General features: G+C 72.0%; 15 protein-coding genes. 10 read left to right on the forward strand and 5 right to left on the reverse strand.

Annotated elements, in window-relative coordinates; genetic code table 11:
- Positions 1 to 276: 276 nt before the first annotated feature.
- The 3 genes from OHA77_RS34785 to OHA77_RS34795 form a co-directional block, all read right to left on the reverse strand.
- Positions 277 to 1,827 (reverse strand): aldehyde dehydrogenase family protein, encoded by a 1,551-nt coding sequence (locus OHA77_RS34785; RefSeq protein WP_406313536.1) that lies wholly within the window; start codon positions 1,825 to 1,827, stop codon positions 277 to 279.
- 55 nt (positions 1,828 to 1,882) lie between these two features.
- Positions 1,883 to 2,314, reverse strand: coding sequence for a cupin domain-containing protein (locus tag OHA77_RS34790; RefSeq protein WP_406313537.1), 432 nt, complete (start codon positions 2,312 to 2,314; stop codon positions 1,883 to 1,885).
- Positions 2,315 to 2,399: 85 nt separating this feature from the next.
- Positions 2,400 to 3,869, reverse strand: a complete 1,470-nt coding sequence (locus OHA77_RS34795; RefSeq protein WP_406313538.1) for a hypothetical protein — start codon at positions 3,867 to 3,869, stop codon at positions 2,400 to 2,402.
- Between the two features lie 261 nt (positions 3,870 to 4,130).
- On the opposite strand from OHA77_RS34795, the gene OHA77_RS34800 reads away from it, so the two are divergent.
- The 8 genes from OHA77_RS34800 (at position 4,131) to OHA77_RS34835 (ending at position 15,195) form a co-directional block, all read left to right on the forward strand.
- Positions 4,131 to 5,462 (forward strand): SWIM zinc finger family protein, encoded by a 1,332-nt coding sequence (locus tag OHA77_RS34800; RefSeq protein ID WP_406313539.1) that lies wholly within the window; start codon positions 4,131 to 4,133, stop codon positions 5,460 to 5,462.
- A complete protein-coding gene (locus OHA77_RS34805; RefSeq protein WP_406313540.1) occupies positions 5,459 to 6,868 on the forward strand; it encodes a DUF5691 domain-containing protein in 1,410 nt (469 codons plus the stop codon). Before OHA77_RS34800 ends, OHA77_RS34805 begins: the two co-directional genes overlap by 4 nt.
- Positions 6,865 to 7,932, forward strand: coding sequence for an AAA family ATPase (locus OHA77_RS34810; protein ID WP_326823962.1), 1,068 nt, complete (start codon positions 6,865 to 6,867; stop codon positions 7,930 to 7,932). Before OHA77_RS34805 ends, OHA77_RS34810 begins: the two co-directional genes overlap by 4 nt.
- Positions 7,933 to 8,145: 213 nt before the next feature.
- Positions 8,146 to 10,638 (forward strand): DUF5682 family protein, encoded by a 2,493-nt coding sequence (locus OHA77_RS34815; RefSeq protein WP_406313541.1) that lies wholly within the window; start codon positions 8,146 to 8,148, stop codon positions 10,636 to 10,638.
- Positions 10,638 to 11,786: a VWA domain-containing protein gene (locus tag OHA77_RS34820; protein ID WP_406313542.1), complete on the forward strand. Its 1,149-nt coding sequence runs from the start codon at positions 10,638 to 10,640 to the stop codon at positions 11,784 to 11,786. Before OHA77_RS34815 ends, OHA77_RS34820 begins: the two co-directional genes overlap by 1 nt.
- Positions 11,787 to 11,977: 191 nt before the next feature.
- Positions 11,978 to 12,583: a hypothetical protein gene (locus OHA77_RS34825; RefSeq protein ID WP_326823959.1), complete on the forward strand. Its 606-nt coding sequence runs from the start codon at positions 11,978 to 11,980 to the stop codon at positions 12,581 to 12,583.
- Positions 12,584 to 12,733: 150 nt separating this feature from the next.
- Complete coding sequence (locus OHA77_RS34830; protein WP_406313543.1) at positions 12,734 to 14,086, forward strand: MFS transporter; 1,353 nt, start codon at positions 12,734 to 12,736, stop codon at positions 14,084 to 14,086.
- A gap of 104 nt (positions 14,087 to 14,190) precedes the next feature.
- The gene (locus tag OHA77_RS34835; RefSeq protein WP_406313544.1) at positions 14,191 to 15,195 is read left to right on the forward strand and encodes an enolase C-terminal domain-like protein; all 1,005 of its coding nucleotides are present in this window, start codon (positions 14,191 to 14,193) and stop codon (positions 15,193 to 15,195) included.
- Between the two features lie 92 nt (positions 15,196 to 15,287).
- Here the strand turns inward: OHA77_RS34835 and OHA77_RS34840 are convergent, their stop codons facing one another.
- Positions 15,288 to 16,802 (reverse strand): LCP family protein, encoded by a 1,515-nt coding sequence (locus OHA77_RS34840; protein ID WP_406313545.1) that lies wholly within the window; start codon positions 16,800 to 16,802, stop codon positions 15,288 to 15,290.
- Positions 16,803 to 16,941: 139 nt separating this feature from the next.
- Here OHA77_RS34840 and OHA77_RS34845 point away from each other — a divergent pair, with 139 nt between their 5' ends.
- Together OHA77_RS34845 and OHA77_RS34850 are read left to right on the forward strand one after the other, a co-directional pair.
- Positions 16,942 to 17,823, forward strand: a complete 882-nt coding sequence (locus OHA77_RS34845; protein ID WP_406313546.1) for a crotonase/enoyl-CoA hydratase family protein — start codon at positions 16,942 to 16,944, stop codon at positions 17,821 to 17,823.
- 5 nt (positions 17,824 to 17,828) lie between these two features.
- Positions 17,829 to 18,785, forward strand: coding sequence for an alpha/beta hydrolase (locus OHA77_RS34850; RefSeq protein ID WP_326823954.1), 957 nt, complete (start codon positions 17,829 to 17,831; stop codon positions 18,783 to 18,785).
- 41 nt (positions 18,786 to 18,826) lie between these two features.
- Here the strand turns inward: OHA77_RS34850 and OHA77_RS34855 are convergent, their stop codons facing one another.
- Positions 18,827 to 20,290 carry an alpha/beta hydrolase family protein gene (locus OHA77_RS34855; RefSeq protein ID WP_406313547.1) on the reverse strand — a complete coding sequence of 488 codons (1,464 nt, stop codon included), beginning with the start codon at positions 20,288 to 20,290 and terminating at the stop codon, positions 18,827 to 18,829.
- Between the last annotated feature and the right edge of the window lie 59 nt (positions 20,291 to 20,349).

Here is a 20,349-nt window from a genome sequence, read left to right on the forward strand (position 1 = left end):
GGTGGACGCGGTGCCGGGCCGACCTCGTACGGCCGGACCCCGGCTGTGACGGCCGATCCCTCCGTGAAGATCACATCGGCTGTCGCGGCGCACCTCGTCCATGAGGAGGCATGCCGCGATCATGATGGGGAGAACCCCCCATTATGGCAAATTCGGCACTGTTCACCGAGGAAACCCCAGGTGGCCACACCCGGGAGGAACCGCTTCCGTGACCCTGGCGGGCGGGTCCGACGCGTCCGCAGACGGGCCGGACGGTGGGACACGGGTCCGGGGCCCTCAGTCCCGAGTCGTCGACAGCCGGAAATCCAGATCCGGGATGATTTCGGCGACGTCCATCTGGGCCTTCTGGAGCTTGCCGGAATAGTCCCAGTTCATCGCCTGCCACCGGGTGAACTGGTCGAGCACCCACACCCCTGACTGGCGACTGCCGTTACCGGATTTGCCGTTCCCGCCGAAGGGCAGGTGAGCCTCCGCGCCCGAGGTGGAGTTGTTGACGCTGACCATGCCCGCGCCGATGCCTGAACGGAACCGGAAGGCGGCTTTGGGATCGGTGGTGTAGATGGAGGAGGAGAGCCCGTAACCGGGCAGGTTGGCCAGCTCGACGGCCTCCTCCAGCGTCGAGAAGGTGGTGACGCCCACGATCGGGCCGAAGGTCTCCTCCATGAACAGCCGGTCGCCGGGGCGCACGCCGTCCACGACCACCGGGTGGTAGTAGAGCCCGCCGTCGCCGGAGAAGTCCCCGCGGGGACTGCCGCCGGTGATCCGGCCGGTCGGACCGGAGACGACCGTGTGGTGCGGCTGGATCCAGTCCAGATACTCCTCGTAGCGCGAGGCGAACTTGTGGTCGAGCAGCGGCCCGCACAGCACGTCCCCGGCGGGGTCGCCGACCGTCGCGTCCGCCACGGCCCGTGTGTAGCGGCTGAGGAACTCGTCGTGGACACTCTCGTGCACGATCACCGTGCCGAGCGAGGTGCAGCGCTGCCCCGCCGTGCCGAACCCGGCGAACAGCGCCCCCTCCACCGCCAGGTCCAGGTCGGCGTCGGGCATGACCACCATCGGATTCTTGCCGCCGAGCTCCAGGCAGGGCGACTGCAGGTGCCGCCCGCACAGCTCGCCGATCCGGCGGCCGACCTCGGTCGAGCCGGTGAACCCGACCTTGTGCACCGTGCCCTCGGCCAGCGCCGCACCAAGTCCGTCGAACGTCGCGGGGCCGTCAGCGAGCACCAGGTTCAGCACGCCGTCGGGCAGTCCCGCCGCGGCGAACAGCAGATAGAGCGCGTGGGCCGAGGCCGCGGCGTACTCCGCGGGCTTCCAGACGACCGCGTTGCCGGCCAGCAGCGCAGGGACGAGATACCACGACGGCACCGCGACCGGGAAGTTGCCCGCCGTGATCACCGCGGCCACCCCGACCGGCACCCGGAAGGTGAACAGGTTCTTGTCCGGCATCTCCGAGGGCACCGTCTGCCCGTAGAGCCGCCGCCCCTCGCCGAGGAAGAAGTCGCAGGTGTCGACGATCTCCCGGACCTCCCCCAGCGCCTCGGCGTACGGCTTGCCGATCTCCCGGGTGACCAGGCGGGCCAGCGACTCGGCGTTGGCCTCCACCAGGCGCCCGATCGAGGCGATCACCCGACCCCGGACGGGGGCGGGCACCCGCGCCCACTCCCGCTGCGCCTCGGCGGCCGTACGGCACGCGGCGGAGAACGTCTCCGCGTCGGCCAGCCGGACCCGCGCGACCACCTCGTCCACGCGCGCCGGGTTGATCGAGTCGTAGGCCGTGCCGTTGGTGGTCTGCTTTCCGCCGATGACGGAGACGATCTCGCGGGTCACCTTTGACCTCCTTGCATGTCGGGTAACCGCATTCTCCCCGCAGACGGGTGGAGCGTCACGTCATGCGGAAGTCGGCGAAGTCGAAACCGGGGGAGACGACGCAGCTCACGAGCACGCCCTGGTCCCCGGCGGGGCACGCGGCCTGCCAGATCCCGCCGGGGATCAGGGCCTGCGGGACCTGCCCCTCCTCGACCACAGGACCGAGGGTCACCGTGCTCACCGGCTGGCCGTCGTGCCCGCCGAGGGTCAGGGTCAGCGGGCCGCCCCGGTGCCAGAGCCACACCTCGTCGGAGCGGACCACGTGCGGGCGCGACTCCTCGCCCGGTTCCAGCAGGAAGTAGATTCCGGTGGCGGTGGCCCGGGTCCCGTCGTAGCCGGGCGGGGTGAGATCGACGGAGGTCTTCCAGGTCTCCCGGTACCAGCCGCCCTCGGGGTGCGGCAGCAGGTCGAGGATCTCGGCGAGCGGCGGGCGGAAAGAGGTCGTCATGGGTTTTCTCCTGGCGATAAGGCAAGAGCCCGACTGCGAGAGCCGGGCTCCCCGGCGTCAGCCCTGGGAGGTCGACAAACCGATCCTAGGGGCCTGTCCCCTGGCTCTTCTCCGACAGGCGGTCACGATAGATCACGGGTCTTCTCTCCTTGCCGGGAAACACCATGATTAACAACTGGACGGTGCCGTCCGGGGCGTTGATGTTCTCCTGTACGGCCTTGCGCCCGCGGACGTGGACGCGGACCCGGTAGTTTCCCGGGCCGCCGACCGCGAGGTCGGGGAGCCGGCCGCCGGAGCCGTCCACGACGGACAAGACCCCCTGCCTGGTCTCGTAACCGACCTCGACGACCTGTTCCCACCCCCGGGTCTCCACCGGCGGACGGCGCCGGTAGGCCTCGCCCGTGACGCAGGCGTGGCCGACCTCGTCCGCCGCCCAGATGTCCAGCGCGCCGGGACCGCTGCCGACCAGGTCGGCGATCATACGGTCGGCGTTGCCGCCCTCGTCTCCCTCGTCCCAGGCGTTGATGTTCCAGAACTCCGTCCACATGGTCGCGCGGACCTGCCGTACCGGCCTGATTCTCGGCCGGTGGCGGGGATGGGCGGCGCAGCTCCGCTCCGCCGCCGCGATGAAGGCGGCCTCTTCGGCCTGCTCCTGCCGGCCCTTCTCCTGCTCCCTCGCGGCCACCTCGGGACACAACCTCGTCAGCGCTCCCACCAGCGAGCCGCTGCCCACCTCGCCGGTCGCCTCCGACACCGCCGGTGAGTAGGCGTCGCCCCCGTTCGCTACAGCCAGGTCACACAGTTGGCGGCCGTAGGCGAGCAGCTCGCGGTCCGGCATGTCCGCCAGTTGCGGCACGCCTCGGTCGAAGGTGTCGTCGCGGACCGCGCACAGGAATCCCTTCTCCCGCTCGTCGAACCCGGACATGGTGCCGTCGCCGAATCCGGCGCAGTCGAGCGCCCGGGAGGTGCTCACCTCGCCGGCCGCGGTGTCGGCCACCGCACTGAGGATCACCACGGCCACCAGTGACACCGCGGTCGCGGTACGGGCGAGGCCACCTCTCGGGGGGAGCCCCGGAGTGCGGATGGCGAGGAGTACGAGGATCGCGGGGATCAGGTGGTAGAGGTCCATCGCGACGTTCCAGCCCAGAATCTCCGGCGGCCCCCAAATCTCCGCACACCCGGGTTCGGTGGACACGTCGAGCATGAGCAGCAGCGGGGAGGGGAGATGGCGGGCGATCATCACTGCGGCGGCGGAGCGGGCCAGGATCCGGCCCAGCCGGGGACGTCCGGACCGGAGGCTCAGAAGTACGGCTCCGCAGGCAAGGGCGATCAGCGGCGCGGATCCGAACCACAGGAGAGGGAAATCCCAGACCGGTGTGAGGAGAGACCGCAGCTGAGAGTCGATCTCGTCGCCCGCGCACCATCCCCACGTCATCGAGGCGAAAAAGACACCGTCCTCCGCTCCGGAAAGCATTCTGACGATCCAGAAATAGAGGTCGGGGGCCATGGCGATCAGAACCGCTGCCGCCCAGAGGATCGATGATCGTTTGAACACGGGGTGGAACCCTATAGGGCCTTTTAACGGATGACGACTTATGGGAATTCGCCGATTAACCGCCTTTGCTACAAACAGACCGATAACGCCTTAAAGGTCCGTCCTTATTTTCGCCGGAACGCGGTGCCGGCCGAAGGCGGAGTTCCGGATCGCCCTCGGGTCCGGGGTGTGCGGCCGTTGGGCGACCCCGTACGGCCGGGCCGGAGCTCCGTCCGTTCGGTGGATCCGGTTTTGTCGGCGGGGTTGGCTACGGTTCGGACCGTGATCGAACGGTGGAACCGGGATCAGGTGCTCGCGCTCGCGCCTGACGCCTCATCCGGCAAAGCGGCCCAGAAGGTCTCCTCGCCCGGCAAGTGGTCGGGGATCGGAGTCACGGCGGACGCGCTGTGGGGCGAGTGCAAGGGCAGCGGCTCCACGCCTTATCGGGCGTGCGTCGACCTGTCCGAGCCCGCCTACCGGTGCAGTTGCCCGAGCCGGAAGTTTCCCTGCAAACACGCCCTCGGCCTGCTGCTGCTGTGGTCGGCCGACGGCGTCCCGGCCGCCGCCGAGCCTGCCGACTGGGTGACCGAATGGCTTGACCAGCGGCGCGAGCGCGCCGCCAAGGCGACGGCCCGCGCGGCGGATCCGCCGGCCGCGACGCCCCGCGCGACGGAGGCGGATCCCGCCGACGCCCGCCGGGCCGGACAGCGGGAGCAGCGGGTGGCCGCCGGGCTGTCGGAGCTGGAGCGCTGGCTCGCCGACCAGATCAGGCAGGGGCTCGCCGGATCCCGGCGGCACGACCACTGGGACGATCTGGCCAGACGCCTGGTCGACGCGCAGGCTCCGGCCGTCGCCGGTGCCCTCTCCCGCCTGAACTCCGTGCTGAGCAGTGCGGACTGGCCCGCTCGCCTCCTCGGCGAATACGCCCTCCTGCACCTTCTCTGCGTGGCCCACCGCCGCCTTCCCGAGGCCATCGGGGAGACGGAGGCCGGCGCGGCGCTGGTGCGACGAGTCCGCGAACGCGTCGGGTTCCCGGTCACGAAGGAGGAGGTGCTCGCGGGGGAGACGGTCAGGGACGTCTGGGACGTGCTCGGGCGCCGCGACGAGGAGCAGGACCGACTGGTCGCACGCCGGGTCTGGCTCCGCGGCCGGAACACCGGCAGGGCGGCGCTCGTGCTCTCCTTCGCCCCGGTGGGCCAGGCCCTCGACGCCTCGCTCGTCACCGGCACGGCTCTCGACGCCGATCTGGCGTTCTACCCGGGGGCGTCGCCGCTGCGGGCCCTCGTCGCCATCCGGCACGGTGGCGCCCCCGCGGCCCCCGCGCCCGGATCCTCCCCGCACGAGGTGCTGGAGGAGGTGGCCGGAGCGCTGGCCGGCGACCCCTGGGTGGACTCCTGGCCCGTGGTCCTCGACGCGGTGGCCCCCGCCGGGAACGGTTCCTGGTCGCTCGCCGGCCCTTCGGGAGGATTCGCGCTGCACCCGTCCGCCGGCATTCCCTGGCGGCTGATCGCGACCTCCGGCGGGCACCCGCTGACGGTCGCCGCCGAATGGACCCCGAGAGGGCTGCTGCCTCTCACGACCTGGGACGAGGAAGGCCGGGTGGTTGTGCTGTGAACGCCTCGACCGAATGGGAGGAGCTCGTCTCCGCCGCGCTCGTCGGCACCGACCGCCGTCCCGTCCCGGGTGAGTCCGCTCCCGAAATCGAGCTCCTCGAACGCGCCGCCGTGCACACGCTGCGGATGCGGGCCGGTCAGCGCCTGGGCGGGGGCGATCCGCTGAGCGTCGCGCCGTCCGAGGAGCAGTCCGTGGTCTCGCGTGCGGCGGCCGACCGGCTCAGCCGGATACTCGGCGGTGAGCGGCCGAGGCTGCTCGCCGAATGGCTGGAGACCGCGGCCGGACGCGGCTACCGGGTGTCGCCGCACCTGTTGCCGGAGCTTCTCGACCAGGGGGCCAGGGACCGGTCGATCCGCCCGCACCTGGGCGTCCTCGCCGGAAACCGGGGCCGCTGGCTGGCCGGCCTCAACCCGGCGTGGGATTTCCTGCGGGAAGAGGTCACCGCGGGCGCCGCGACCGGATCCGACGACGCCCGGGAGGTCTGGGAGTTCGGCACCTCGGGTGACCGCCGCGCCCATCTGAGCGCGTTGCGGGCCGCCGACCCGGCGGGAGCCAGGCGGTTGCTCGCGGCGACGTGGGAGAAGGAGGCCCCCGATGACCGGGCGGCCTTCCTGGAGGTGCTGGCCGCGCGGCTCTCGCCCGAGGACGAATCGTTCCTGGAGGCCGCCCTGGACGACCGCCGCCGGGAGGTCCGCCACCAGGCCGCCGACCTGCTGACCCGGCTGCCCGACTCGCACCTGGGGCGGCGGATGGCCGAGCGGGTCACCCGCTACCTCACCGTCGAAGCCGGGAACATCCAGGTCGTCCCGCCCGTCGCCTGCGACGCCGCGATGGAGCGCGACGGCATCCGGGCCAAGCCGCCGCGGGGGACGGGAGAGCGGGGCTGGTGGCTGCAGCAGGCCGTGGCGCGCACCCCGCTCGGCGTCTGGACCCGGTTGCTCGGCCGTCCGCCCGCGGAGCTCGTCCGTATGAAGATCGACGACTGGGGCCGGGAGGTCATGGCGGGCTGGGTCAGGGCCGCGGTGCTCCAGGGCGACCCCGAGTGGGCGAGGGAGCTGTTCTCCTGGGATCCGCTCGCCGACCTGCTGGCCGCGCTGCCCCCGGCCGAACAGGAGAGCGTCGCGGCCGGCTTCGTCCGGCGGCACGGTCTGGACGGCCAACTCATCATGGTCCTCGGCGGCGCCGCGGCGCCCTGGGGGCCCAACCTGGCCAGGGCCGTGCTGCAGAAGATCCTCGAGGTCTCCGGCACCCAGCCCTGGAACCTCGGCGAGCTGACCAGGCTCGCCGGCGAACGCATCGACCCCGCCCTGTACGGCGTGGCCGAACGGCTCTCGCTCGAACCGCCCATCCAGGAGGTCGCCGCCCTCCTGCGTTTCCGTGACGACATGTTGAAGGAGCTCTCTTGACAACGGTTCTGCGGGCCCATGCCGAAGACCAGTACGCCGACGAGCTGGCGATCCTGGCCAAAGACGACGACCGGGTCCGGCCACCGGGCTGGAAACTGTCCCCCTGGGCGGTGACCTCCTACATCCTCGGCGACGGCGACCGGATCACCCCGAAGTACATCGGGCCCCGCCGCATCGTGGAGGTGGCGGTGGCCACCCTGGCCACCGACCGCGCCCTGCTGCTCCTCGGGGTGCCCGGCACCGCCAAGACCTGGCTGTCGGAGCACCTGGCCGCCGCGATCAGCGGTGACTCCACCCTGCTGGTGCAGGGAACGGCGGGCACGGCCGAGGAGGCCATCCGCTACGGCTGGAACTATGCCCGCCTGCTGTCAGAGGGCCCGTCCCGGCAGGCGCTCACCCCCAGCCCGGTGATGCGAGCGATGGCCGAGGGGCGGATCGCCCGGGTGGAGGAGCTGACCCGCATGCCCTCCGACGTGCAGGACGCGCTGATCACCGTGCTGTCGGAGAAGACGCTGCCGATCCCCGAGCTCAACGACGAGGTCCAGGCCGCGCGCGGTTTCAACGTCATCGCCACCGCCAACGACCGCGACCGGGGGGTCAACGACCTGTCCAGCGCGCTGCGCCGCAGATTCAACACCGTCGTGCTGCCGGTTCCCGCCACGGCCGAGGAGGAGGTGGACATCGTCTCGCGCCGCGTCGACCAGCTCGGCCGCTCGCTGGAGCTCCCCGAGACCATGACCGGCCTCGCGGAGATCCGCCGCGTCGTCACGGTCTTCCGCGAGCTGCGCACCGGCGTCACCGAGGATGGCCGGACCAAGGTCAAGTCTCCCAGCGGCACGCTCAGCACCGCCGAGGCGATCTCCGTCCTCACCAACGGCATCGCCCTGGCCGCCCACTTCGGCGACGGCGTGCTCCGCCCCGCCGACGTGGCCGCCGGAATCGTCGGCGCCGTGGTCCAGGACCCGGTCTCCGACCGCGTCGTCTGGCGGGAATACCTCGAGACCGTCGTCCGCGAGCGCCAGGACTGGCGCGACTTCTACCGGGCCTGCCGTGACGCGGGCTGAGGCCGTCGTGAGGTGGGTCGGAGGCGCTGAGACGCGGGCTGGGATCGTCGTGAGGTGGGTCGGAGGCGCTGAGACGCGGGCTGGGATCGTCGTGAGGCGGGTCGGAGGCGCCGAGACGGGGCCGTCACGTTTCACGGTGATCGCGCCGCGTGACGTCCGCCGCTGCTCGGGCCCGGCGGTGTGGACGGATGTCCCGATGGCCGGAGGTCGCCCATGAGCGTCTCCGTGCTGGGAGTCCGGCACCACGGACCGGGGTCGGCGCGGTCTCTGAGCCGGGAGTTGGAGCGGCTCAAGCCGGACATCGTCCTCATCGAGGGGCCGCCCGAGGCTGACGGGCTGGTGGAGCTGGCCAAGGACCCCGGCCTCGAACCTCCGGTGGCGCTGCTGGCCCACGTGCCGGGGGAGCCCGCCAAGGCGGCGTTCTGGCCGTTCGCGGTGTTCTCGCCCGAGTGGCAGGCGATCCGCCATGCCGTGGGGGCGGGTGTCCCGGTCCGCTTCTGCGACCTGCCCGCCGTCCACAGCCTCGCCTCCGACCCGGAGGAGCCGGAAGATCCGGGGGAGTCGGGGGAGCCGGGGGAGGAGCGGCGGGTCGGCGCCCTGCCGGACGCGGGAGCCGAGGGCACGCGACCTGAGGACACGCGACCTGAGGACACGGAGCCGGGCAATGAGGATCCTGGGAACGAGGGCCTTGCAGACGAAGGGCCGCGGGCCGGGGAGGGGCCGGATGCCGGGGCGTCGGCCGTACGGACCGATCCGATCGGGACGCTCGCCCGCGCCGCCGGATACGACGATCCGGAGCGCTGGTGGGAGGACGTGGTCGAGCACCGGGGGGACACGCCGTTCCAGGTGATCGCCGAAGCGATGGCGGCGGTCCGCGAGGGACACGTGGCCGACGCGAGGGAGGCCCGGCGCGAGGCCTTCATGCGGCGCACGATCCGCAGGGCGGTCAAGGACGGGTTCGAGCGGATCGCCGTCGTCTGCGGCGCCTGGCACGTGCCCGCGCTGGCCGGGACCTCGGCGGAGGACGCCGCGTGGGGAGCCGGGCTGCCCACGGTGAAGGCCGACGACGCGTTGCTGCGAGGGCTGCCCAAGGTGAAGGCCGAGATGACCTGGGTGCCCTGGACGTACGGGCGGCTGGCGGCCTGGAGCGGCTACGGCGCGGGGGTGACCTCGCCGGGCTGGTACCACCACCTGTTCGCCTCCGCCGACCGCCCGGTCGAGCGGTGGCTGACCGCGGCGGCCGGGGTGCTGCGCGAGGAAGACCTGCCGGTCTCCTCGGCGCACGTCATCGAGGCGGTAAGACTGACACAGAGCCTGGCGGTGCTCCGCGGACGGCCGCTGGCCGGGCTGGCGGAGGTCACCGAGGCGGTCAGGGCCGTCCTGTGCGAGGGCGACGACCTGCCGGTGGAGCTGGTCCAGCGGCGGATGGTCGTGGGGGAGAGGCTCGGCCGCGTTCCCGACGCGACCCCGATGGTCCCCCTCCAGCGCCACCTCCGCGAGGAGCAGCGGCGGCTGAAGCTCAAGCCGGAGGCGCTGGACCGCGAGTACGACCTTGATCTGCGCAAGCCGCTGGATCTGGAGCGCAGCAGGCTGCTGCACCGGCTGCGGCTGCTCGGCGTGGACTGGGGGAGACCTCAGGAGAGCAGGAGCAAGGGCACCTTCCGCGAGTCGTGGACGCTCACCTGGCGCCCCGAGTTCGACATCGACCTGATCGAGGCGAGTGCCTGGGGAACCACGGTCCCTGCCGCGGCCGTCGCCCGGGTCCGCGACCTCGCGGACGGAGGGCGGTTGTCCGGCCAGGCCGCGCCGCAGGCGGGTGCGGAGCCGTCGGGGCCGGCGTCGCGCGGCGGGCGGGAGGCCACCCCCGGAGTCTCGCTGGCCGGCCTCACCGGGCTGGTGGAACGCTGCCTGCTCGCCGACCTGCCGGAGGCGCTGCCGTATGTGCTGGACGCGCTCTCGGCGCGGGCCGCACTCGACAGCGACGTCACGCACCTGATGGCGGCCCTTCCCGCGATGGTCCGCGCCCAGCGCTACGGCGACGTGCGCGGCACTCCCGCCACCGGCCTGGCCACCATCGTCGACGCCCTGCTCAGCCGGATCTGCGTGGGGCTGGGTGGCGCGGTCACCGGATTGGACGACGACGCCGCGCGCGACCTGCTGCGCCACATCGACGGGGTGCACGCGGCGGTGGCCCTGCTCGACGGAGCCGCCGACGAAGAGGCGCCGCGGGCGCGGTGGCCGGCCACCCTGCGTGCCGTATCGGGCCGCTCCGACCTGCACGGTCTGATCGAGGGGCGGCTCATCCGGATCCTGCTGGACGCCGGAGACCTCGACACCGCCTCGGTGGACTCGCGGATGTCGCGGGCGATGTCGGCCGGGCATCCGCCGGCCCGGGCGGCCGCCTGGATCGAGGGGTTCCTGTCGGGTGGCGGGCTGCTGCTCGTCCACGACGCCCGGCTGCTCTCGCTGGTCGACGGCTGGCTCACCGGGCTGGCCCCCGAGACGTTCGTCGACGTGCTGCCCCTGCTCCGCCGGACCTTCGGCGCCTTCGCCGCGCCGGAGCGGCGCTCGATCGGGTCGCGGGTCCGCTCACTCGCGTCCGGGACGGTGCCGGCCGCGGCGGGCGTGGCCGAGCTCGACAACGGGCGCGCGGCTGCGGCCGTGCGGACCGTACTGATGATCCTGGGGAAGACGGAGGGCGCGTGATGGACGAGAGGCTGCGACGCTGGCGGCTGGTGCTCGGCGGGGACGCCGACGGCACCGGATGCGCGCTCGGCGGGACCGACGCCCAGATGGACGGGGCCCTGTCCGCCCTGTACAACGGCGAGGGCACAGGCGAGCGGAGCGGCGGCCTGGGGGCGTCTGCTCCCCGGGTGGCGCGCTGGCTGGGCGACATCCGCTCCTACTTCCCCTCGACCGTCGTCCAGGTCATGCAGAAGGACGCCGTCGAACGGCTGAACCTGACCCGGCTCCTGCTGGAGCCGGAGATGCTGGAGGCGGTCGAGCCCGACGTCCACATGGTCGGCACGCTGCTGTCGCTCAACCGGGTGATGCCGGAGAAGGCGCGCGAGTCGGCCCGCGCGCTGGTCCGCAAGGTCGTCTCCGAGCTGGAGCGGCGGCTGGTGCAGAAGACGAAGGCGGCCGTCACCGGCGCGTTGGACCGGTCAGCGCGGACCCACCGGCCCAAGCGGGTCGCCGACATCGACTGGGACCGGACGATCCGCGCCAACCTGAAGAACTACCTGCCCGAACGGAACACCGTGGTGCCGTCGAGGCTGGTCGGGTACGGCAGGCGGCAGCGCGCCGTCCAGCGCGAGGTCGTGCTCTGCATCGACCAGAGCGGCTCGATGGCCGCCTCTGTCGTCTATTCGAGTGTCTTCGGCGCGGTGCTCGCCTCGATGCGCTCGCTCAGAACGTCGCTGGTCGTCTTCGACACCGCGGTCGTCGACCTCACCGACCAGCTCCACGACCCGGTCGAGCTGCTGTTCGGCACCCAGCTCGGCGGCGGCACCGACATCAACCGGGCCATCGCCTACAGCCAGGGTCTCATCACCCGGCCCACCGACTCGATCTTCATCCTGATCAGCGACCTCTACGAGGGCGGGGTCCGGCAGGAGATGCTCCGCAGGGTCGCCCAGATGACCGCGGCCGGAGTCCAGGTCATCGTGCTGCTCGCGCTGTCGGACGAGGGGGCGCCCTTCTACGACCGGGACAACGCCGCGGCCCTGGCCGCTCTGGGGGTGCCGGCGTTCGCCTGCACCCCCGATGCCTTCCCCGGCCTGATGGCCGCCGCGATCGAACGCCGCGACATCGGCCAGTGGGCCGAGCGCGAGCTGGAGCGCACGGCCACGTGATCCCGCTCTGGCGAGGGTGGCACGGAGGCCCGCCCCTGCCAGAGCGCCACACCGGGCGGCTATAACCGGCGAAAACCATGAAAGTTCTACATGTTGAACCACTGACATTACTCTGCGTTTTGTTACGACTACTCAGGGGAAAGGGGGGAGGGGTGCGGATCTTAGCGCCGTGAGATTCCATGGGGGAACAGATGGCTGTATGGAAGGCCCGGTTCGCCGCCGTTCCGGTGGCGGCAATGCTAGCGGTGGCGTTGCTCGGCGGCTGCGGTGGCGACAAGCCACCCGCCGTGGCGCCCCAGGGGGCGGTGGTTCCGAACTCCGCGGCCACGAGTGCCCCGCCGGTCTCGGAGGACACGAAGGTCGGTCAGGAGTACGACGGGGAGTGCCCGCAGAACGCGAACGCCAGGCGGTTCGCCAAGACACGCTTCGCGTTGCACGCGGGCCTGGGGCTGGGGGCGTTCTACCGCTACATCTACAAACCGCTGCGGAGCGGTGGCTTCAAGACGGGAGCGGACAAGCGGACGCGGACCTTCCTGAAGGCCGCCGTGGCCGGTGCCTTCGCCCTCCACGAGATGAAGGTCGCCAAGGGCTTCGCCCTGTCCAACCCGACGCTGTGCAAGGGCGTCCAGGCGGTCTCGAACAGCGTCGCCGGCCTCACCGGCAAGCTCAAGAGCGGCACGGCCACCGAAGCCGACCTCGTCGCGACCAAGAGCTCCCTGGACGCTCTGAAGCAGAAGGCCACGAGCAACGGTTTCGACTTCAAGGAGCGCAACGTCACGGTTCCCGGCGCGGGCTGAGGCCGGCCGGGCCGCACGCCGTCGCGGCGCGGATCGGGAGACGCCCGGTCCGCGCCGTCGCATGACCTCCCATGGTGAGGCAGGTCCTACGACCAAGGACTGACCTCCGAGACCGATGCCGGGGCAGGGCGGCGGCCATATCGTCCGACCATGACTATGACGACGGCTCTGCCACCACCCACCGGGATCTTCGCCGAGCGACACCGCGCGCTGACGGTCGGCATGGTGGCGCTCATCACCTTGGTCGCCTTCGAATATCTGGCGGTGGCGACCGCCATGCCGGTCGTGGCCGACGAGTTGGACGGGCACGCGCTATACGGGCTGGCGTTCAGCGGGGCGCTGGCGGCCGGAGTGATCGCGACGGTGCTGGGTGGCCGGTGGAGTGACGCCGCAGGTCCGGTTGCGCCACTCTGGGCGGGCGTGGCGGCGTTCACCGCCGGACTGGTCGTCGCCGGGACGGCGCCGAGCATGGACCTGTTCATCGCGGGCCGGTTCGTCCAGGGCTTCGGCGGAGGCCTCTTCCAGGTCTCGATGTACGTGCTGGTCTCGCGGGTCTACCCCGCGGAGATCCATCCCCGGGTGTTCTCGATCTTCGCCACCGCCTGGGTGGTGCCTTCCATGATCGGTCCGGTCATCACCGGCCTGGTGGTGGAGAGCGCGGGCTGGCGGTGGGTCTTCCTCGGGGTTGCGGCGTTCGTCCTCCCGGCCGCACTGCTGCTCTGGCGTGGCCTGGCCACCGCGCCGATGTCGGACCGGCCGGCATCGGAAGCGCGCCCCTCGATCGTGAGGCGACTGGGCTGGGCGGTGCTGACCGCGGTCGGCGCGGCGCTCCTGCAGTACGGCGGGGCGGCCCGGGGCGCCGGGCTGATCATGCTGCTCGCCGGCCTGGCCGTACTGGCCGCGTCGCTGCCCCGGCTGCTCCCCGCGGGTACCCTGCGTGCCGCCCGCGGCCTGCCCTCGGTGATCACCCTGCGCGGGATCGTCGCGGGCGCGGCCATCGGCGGTGAGGCGTTCCTGCCGCTGATGCTCAACGAGGAACGCGGCCTGTCGCTCACCATGGCCGGGCTCACGCTGACCGGGGGCGCGCTGAGCTGGTCGTTCGGTTCGTGGGTGGTGGGTCGCAGGCGGTTCGACCGGGTCCTGGTCCTGCGCACCGGCTCCGTGCTGGTCGCCTCGGGACTCGCCCTGATGGGGCTGACCGTGTTCGCCGTGGTTCCGGTGGCCGCCGCCTTCCTCGGCGAGATCGTCCTGGGCCTCGGCATGGGGATCGTGTACCCGACGCTGTCGGTGCTCATCCTGGAGCTGTCGCGTCCCGGAGAGGAGGGGGAGAACAGCGCGTCGATGGGTGTCGGCGAGTCGGTCTACACGGTCGTCTCGGTCGCGGTCACCGGCGCCATCGTGGCGGCCCTGGGCGCCGCCACCTCCACCTACGTCCTGTGTTTCGCACTGGTCGCACTGATGGCGGTGATGGGCGCTCTGGTGGCGGGCAGGGTCAGAAGCTGACTACCGTGGCACCATGGGAAGAACGTCACCCTTCTCCGTGTTGGGGGGTGAGTCCCGCCTTCGAGCGGGATTCGCGTTTTCCGAGCAGAGATCGAGGTGGGTCCATGCCACGCGTACGTGAGCTCGAGGTGTTCCGCCTGGTCCTGCCGTACGGCAGGCGGCCGGAGAGCATCCTCGTCCGGCTCACCGACTATGGCGGCATGACCGGATGGGGAGAGGTCGTCGACCCCGACCCCAAGACCTGGGCGGTGCTGGAGGAGATGCTCGCCGACGCGCTGATCGGCGTCGACTGGGAGCATCCGGACGAACTGGGCGCTCTGCCCGGCGGTTCGGCCGCGGACATGGCCTGCTGGGACCTGTGGGCGAGGATGCGCGGCGTGCCGCTCTCCCATGCGCTCGGCGGCAGCCGTACCTCGTTGACGGCCACCGTCAGGATCGGTGCCGAGCGCAACCTGGAGAGCCTGGTCGCGCGGGTGAACCGCCATGTCTGCGCCGGCTACGCGCACATCACCCTGGACGTCCACCCCGGCTGGGACATCGAGCCGCTGCGGGCCGTCCGCCAGGCCTACCCGGCGCTGAGCATCGCCGTGGACGCCCGTGGCGCCTACACCGACATCGGAGCCCTCGAGGCGCTGGACGCCTACACGCTCTCGTCCATCGAGCGCCCGTTCGCCGACCTCGCCGACCACGCCGAACTACAGGAGCGCGTCGCCGCCGCCGTCCTGCTGGAGGTGTCCTCGCTGGCCGAGCTCGACGAGGCGATCCTCGTGAAGGCCGGCCGGGCGCTGCTGCTCCGCCCCGATGTCCTGGGCTCCCTGAACGAGGCGCGGCAGGTCCACGACCACGCCGTGCGGGCGGGATGGGAGATCGCCTGTGCCGGTGGCCGGGGCACCGGTCTCGCCCGGGCGGCCACGGTCGCCGTGGCCAGCCTGCCCGGCTGCGCCCTTCCCTGCGACGTGGCCGAGCCGCCGCGCAGTGCGCAGATCGTCATCCCGCCGGTCGGCGCCTCCGGCGGCGTCGTGGCCGTGCCGCTCACGCAGCCGGGTCTCGGCCACACCGTCGACGTGGCCCGCGTCCGCCGTCTCGCCAAGGCCTGCTACGCCACCTGAGCGCCGTCCCCGCGCCCCGGCCGGGCACGCGTGAGCACGGCCGGTCGCGGTCGGCCGGTGTCCACGAGACCGCCGGGGCGGTGACGGGACGGTCAGCCGCAGCCGTCGGTGATGTTCCTGGGCGCGGTCACGTCCTCCGTTCCGGCGCTGGGCCGGGGAGTCGAAGTGGCGGCGGGCGTGGCGGCCGGAGTGAGGGTCGGAGTGGTGGCGGGCGTGGCAGTCGGAGTGAGAGTCGGAGTGGTGGCGGGTGTGGCGGCCGGCGTGGCGGTGGCGCCGAGGTGTCGCCGGGGTGCGCCCGAGGAGCGGATGGCTCTGGCGGTGACGCTGCGGATCTTGCGCCAGTCGGGATAGCCGGTGTTGATCAACGGTGGGACGAACTGGACGCTGGTCACCCTGGCGTTCTTGACCTTCAGGGCGAGCGGGACCAGGTGCTCCAGCATCGGGCGCGGGATGTCGGTCCGCAGAAGCTCCCTGGTGGCCAGCGCGACCTGGTTGAACCGGGCGAGCACGGTCGCCGGGTCGGTCTGCGCGAGCAGGGCGCCCAGCACGCAGCGCTGGCGTCCCATCCGGGAGAAGTCGTCGCTGTCGGTCCGGGAGCGGGCGAACCACATCGCGTCGGCCCCGCGGAGCCTGCGGGTGCCGGCCTTGACCACCCCCTCGTCATATTTGCCGAAGACCACATCCTGCGGCACGGTCAGCCGTACGCCACCGATCGCGTCGATCAGCCGGGCGAAGCCCCACATGTTCACCAGGGCATACCAGTCGATCTTCAGGCCGAGAATGTGACCGACCGTCTCCATGAGTGTCCGGGTGCCCTGGTCCTTGCGGCCGCCGAAGACCTCCGGGTGGGAGTCGGCGTACTCCCAGACCGCGAACAGCAGGTCCTCACGCGAGCCGTCCGGGTTGGCGGGCAGCCGGAAGCCGTCGGGGAACCGCCGGGCCATCGGCGAGCCGGGGACGAACCGAACGTTCTCCAGGTTGCGCGGCAGGCTCAGCAGCACGGTGTCGCCGGTCTCGACGTCGACGCTGGCCACGTTGACGCTGTCGGTCCGCACCCCCACCCGGTGGGTGTCGGCGTCGCCGCCGAGCAGCAGGATGTTCACCCGGTCCCGGCCCGCCCACGGATCCGCCCCGACGGACGGGGCCGCGGACGGCGCCGTGGGGGCAGGGGCGCTGAAGACCTTCTCCAGCGCCGACTGCGAGATCGCGGCATACTGCCCGGCCAGGCCGAACGGCAGCAGCACGGCCACCGCCAGCACGCCGGCGAGGGTTCCGGTGACCGCCTGGCCCACCCGGGAGAGCGCCGCCGGGTTCAGCACCACGAACGAGTGCACGACCAATGCGGACCAGGCGAGGCCGAGCGCGACGGAGACCGCGGTGACGACGGTGAGCCAGGACGACGCGACGAGCCGTCCGGCGAGATCGCCGAGGTCGGCGGTGAGCGCGCCGCACAGCAGTGCCAGCAGCATCGCGGCATGGACGGACAGGAGTGTCAGCCCGGTCCTGCGCCGTCCGGCACGCAGGTGCGCGGCTCCGGGGGCGACGACGGACAGGGCCGTCCATCCGATGACCGCGCCAGCCCTGACCGGCCCTGATCTGTCTGGCACCTGTTCCCCGATTCCTCCGCGTTCGAGCGCCGAAGGCAGATGGTAGGACGGCGCCCCGAACGCACGGGCGACGAGCGGGTGAACACCACGAGAAGCGATCTGTTCCGGTCCGCGCACCACTCTGGAATAAGGTTCGGTCATGTCTTTCACCGAGATCGAGTACGGCGTGGCCGACCGGGTGGCCACCATCACCCTGAACCGTCCCCACCGTCTCAACGCCTTCACCTCCGTCATGCGCGGCGAGCTGATCGAGGCGTTCGACCGGGCGGACGCCGACGACGAGGTGCGCGCGGTGGTCGTCACCGGCCGGGGACGGGCCTTCTGCGCCGGAGCGGACCTCGGCGGCGGCGGTGACACCTTCAACCACCGCCGGAGCGAGGAGATGTACGGCGGACAGGACACCGTCGACGGCTCGCCACGCGACGGCGGGGGCACGGTCGCGCTCCGCATCGCCCGGTCGCTCAAGCCGGTCATCGGCGCCGTCAACGGCCCCGCCGTCGGCGTCGGGGTGACGATGACCCTGCCGATGGACATCCGTCTCGCCTCCGGCACGGCGACGTTCGGTTTCGTCTTCGCCCGGCGCGGCATCGTGACGGAGGCCGCCTCAAGCTGGTTCCTGCCCCGTATCGTCGGCATCGCCCAGGCCATGGAGTGGGCCGCCACCGGCCGGGTCTTCTCCGCCGCCGAGGCCCTCGAAGGCCGTCTGGTCTCGAAGGTCCACGCCCCCGGCGAGCTGCTGCCGGCCGCCTACGCGCTGGCCCGCGAGATCGCCGACAACACCTCGGCGGTCTCGGTCGCCGCCATCCGCCGGCTCATGTGGTCCGGCCTGTCGGCCGCGTCCCCGTGGGAGGCGCACCGCGCCGACTCCCTCCTGATGAACACTCTCGGCGCCGCCCCCGACGCGGCCGAGGGCGTCACGGCCTTCCTGGAGAAGCGCCCGGCGAGCTTCCCGATGAGGGTCAGCGAGGATCTTCCGGACGAGGTCCCCTCCTGGCCCGTCAACCCCTACGGGCTAACCTGACCCGCATGCCCGACGTTCTCGGTCCCGACTACGAGCTCACGGTCCTGCCCATGGCCGACGACTACGAGGGGGCGGTGATCGCCTCGCTGGTACGGCGGCGCGCCCCCGAGCCCACCGGCAGGGCCGTGCTCTACCTCCACGGATTCACCGACTACTTCTTCCAGACCCATCTGGCCGATCACTTCGTCGCCCAGGGCGTCGACTTCTACGGCCTGGACCTGCGCAAGTACGGCCGCTCGCTCCTTCCGCACCAGACCCGGGGCTTCGTGCGCAGCCTCACCGAGTACTTCCCGGAGCTCGACGAGGCGATCCGGATCATCCGCGAGGAGGACGGTCACGACGAGGTGATCCTCAACGGCCACTCCACCGGCGGCCTGATCGCCGCCCTGTGGGCCGACCGGGTCCGGGGCCGGGGGCTGGTCCAGAGCCTCGTGCTCAACAGCCCCTTCCTCGACCTCAACGTCCCCTCCCCCCTGCGGATCGCCGCGGACCTGTTCAGGGGGCCGATGGCCAGGATGTCCCCGCGCGCCGTCCTGCCCCTCGGGCCGACGGCCACCGCGTACGGCACGAGCCTGCACCGCGACCACCACGGCGAGTGGGACTTCGACCTGGGCTGGAAGCCGATCGGCGGGTTCGCCGTGCACGCGGCCTGGCTGGCCGCGATCCGCCGGGCCCAGCGGCGGCTGCACGGCGGTCTCCGGGCGGACGTCCCGACCCTGGTGCTGTGCGCGGAGAAAGGACTGCGGCTGCGTGACTTCGCGCCGGAGGCCCAGGGCGCCGACGTGGTGCTCGACCCCCGGCAGATCGCACACTGGGCGACCAGGATCGGCCCCCACGTCACCTGTGTCCGCGTGCCGGGCGGTATGCACGACCTGGTGCTGTCACCCGCGCCCGTGCGCGAACAGGTGTTCGCCGAGATGGACCGCTGGCTCACCTGCTACCGGTCGGCTTCCCGGCCGTGAACGCCGCCGGCGGCCGACGCGTTTCCGATCTTCGCGACCGGTCACCAGGGGAAGGCGAACAGGCTGTAGTAGGCCGCGGCGACCAGGAGCAGGCCGGTGCTGCCGAGCACTCCGGCGACCGCGGCCCGTTGCGGACGGCTGGGCTCCCAGCCTTCCCGCAACCCCGAGACGACGGCGGCCACGGTGGTGACCTCCTGCAGCAGCATGAGCGCGGCCAGGATCCGGATGACCAGCCATCCGCCGAGCACCGCCGGCCAGGCTCCCGCCTGGTTGACCGAGAACAGCACCAGCACCGTGATGAACGCCAGCACCGACACCAGCAGCCCGAGCCCGGTCCACGCCATCCTGCGGAGCCGGCGCCGGATGGGCGGCCAGATCAGCACGTTGACATCGGCGGGCAGCTGCCGGCCGCGCAGCCGTAGCACCATCTCGGTCACCGGGCCGACCACGTACCCGACGGCGGCCAGGCAGAGCGCAAGGCCCAGCACCGTGCCCCCGGCGTACCACGGGGCGTTGGGGACCTCGCTGGCCTCGTAGCGCTGGACCGGAGTGGCTCCCGCGATGTGCACCGCCGGCCTGGCCGTACCCGGCAGGCCCCTGACCCAGTTGGACAGCGTCTCCAGATAACCCGGGGCGAACGGCCCCCCATGGATGCGCATGCCGTGGTCGGCGTCGGCGAGATAGCGGATCGTGTAGTCGCTGTTGCCGCTCTCGGCGAGCGCGGCGGTGAGCGCCTGGCTGCTCTCCACGAACGGGATCGACGGATCGCGCGTGCCGTACAGGGCGAGGACCGGTTGGTGGATCCCGCGCAGCGCGGGCAGGCCGTCGTAACGCAGGAAGTTCATGTGGACCGCGCTCATCGCCCGGATGATCAGATCCCGTACCCCGGTGGGCGCGTGCAGCCGGTCGAGCTGCTCGCCCATCGCCCAGGTGACCTGCCGCATGGGGGAGACGTTGGGCGCGGAGACCAGCACGGTGAACCCGACGTCGGCGCTCTTGGCGGCCGCGATCGGAACCACCCAGCTCCCCTCGCTCACCCCCCAGAGCCCGGTCCGGGCCAGGTCGACGTCGGCACGCAGGCGGAGGCGTTCCAGGACGCGTAGCGCGTCGTCGGCGAGCAGGTCGAAGTCGCGGTTGCGGAAGTCGTAGCGCACGGTCCGCTTGTCGTAGGTGAGGGTGACGATCCCCGTCCTGGCCAGCGCCTCGGCCTGGGTGGTGAACTCGCCCCGGGCACCGGGCCCGGCGCCCTGGACGAAGACCAGAGCGGGATGCCTTCCGGGGGTGAGCGGCGCGCGGATTGTGGCCTCAAGGGTGATGTCCCCGACGTCGACCGTGATGTCCTGCGTGGTGATCTGCGCGGCCGGGGGCGGGCGTTTCACCTCGGCGGGCGGCTGGGCGGGCAGGGTCTGGAAGACCGGATCCGTGGTCAGCGGAGGTGGATCGAACGGAGGAGGCAGCGTGTAGCCCACCATCGCGAGAGCCAGCAGGACCAAACCCGCGGCCACGCTCAACACGCCTCGGCCAACCTGCACGCCGATCCGCTCCCCGCTCGTCGCCCATCTCC

Source organism: Streptosporangium sp. NBC_01639 (assembly GCF_045209755.1).
Classification (GTDB): Bacteria; Actinomycetota; Actinomycetes; order Streptosporangiales; family Streptosporangiaceae; genus Streptosporangium.

What these genes read in the sequence shown, in the direction of transcription:
- OHA77_RS34835 (WP_406313544.1), top strand. Translation starts at nt 14,191, where the DNA reads ATGCCACGCGTACGTGAGCTCGAGGTGTTCCGCCTGGTCCTGCCGTAC.
- OHA77_RS34790 (WP_406313537.1), bottom strand. Translation starts at nt 2,314, where the DNA reads ATGACGACCTCTTTCCGCCCGCCGCTCGCCGAGATCCTCGACCTGCTG.
- OHA77_RS34850 (WP_326823954.1), top strand. Translation starts at nt 17,829, where the DNA reads ATGCCCGACGTTCTCGGTCCCGACTACGAGCTCACGGTCCTGCCCATG.
- OHA77_RS34820 (WP_406313542.1), top strand. Translation starts at nt 10,638, where the DNA reads ATGGACGAGAGGCTGCGACGCTGGCGGCTGGTGCTCGGCGGGGACGCC.
- OHA77_RS34845 (WP_406313546.1), top strand. Translation starts at nt 16,942, where the DNA reads ATGTCTTTCACCGAGATCGAGTACGGCGTGGCCGACCGGGTGGCCACC.
- OHA77_RS34825 (WP_326823959.1), top strand. Translation starts at nt 11,978, where the DNA reads ATGGCTGTATGGAAGGCCCGGTTCGCCGCCGTTCCGGTGGCGGCAATG.
- OHA77_RS34815 (WP_406313541.1), top strand. Translation starts at nt 8,146, where the DNA reads ATGAGCGTCTCCGTGCTGGGAGTCCGGCACCACGGACCGGGGTCGGCG.
- OHA77_RS34830 (WP_406313543.1), top strand. Translation starts at nt 12,734, where the DNA reads ATGACTATGACGACGGCTCTGCCACCACCCACCGGGATCTTCGCCGAG.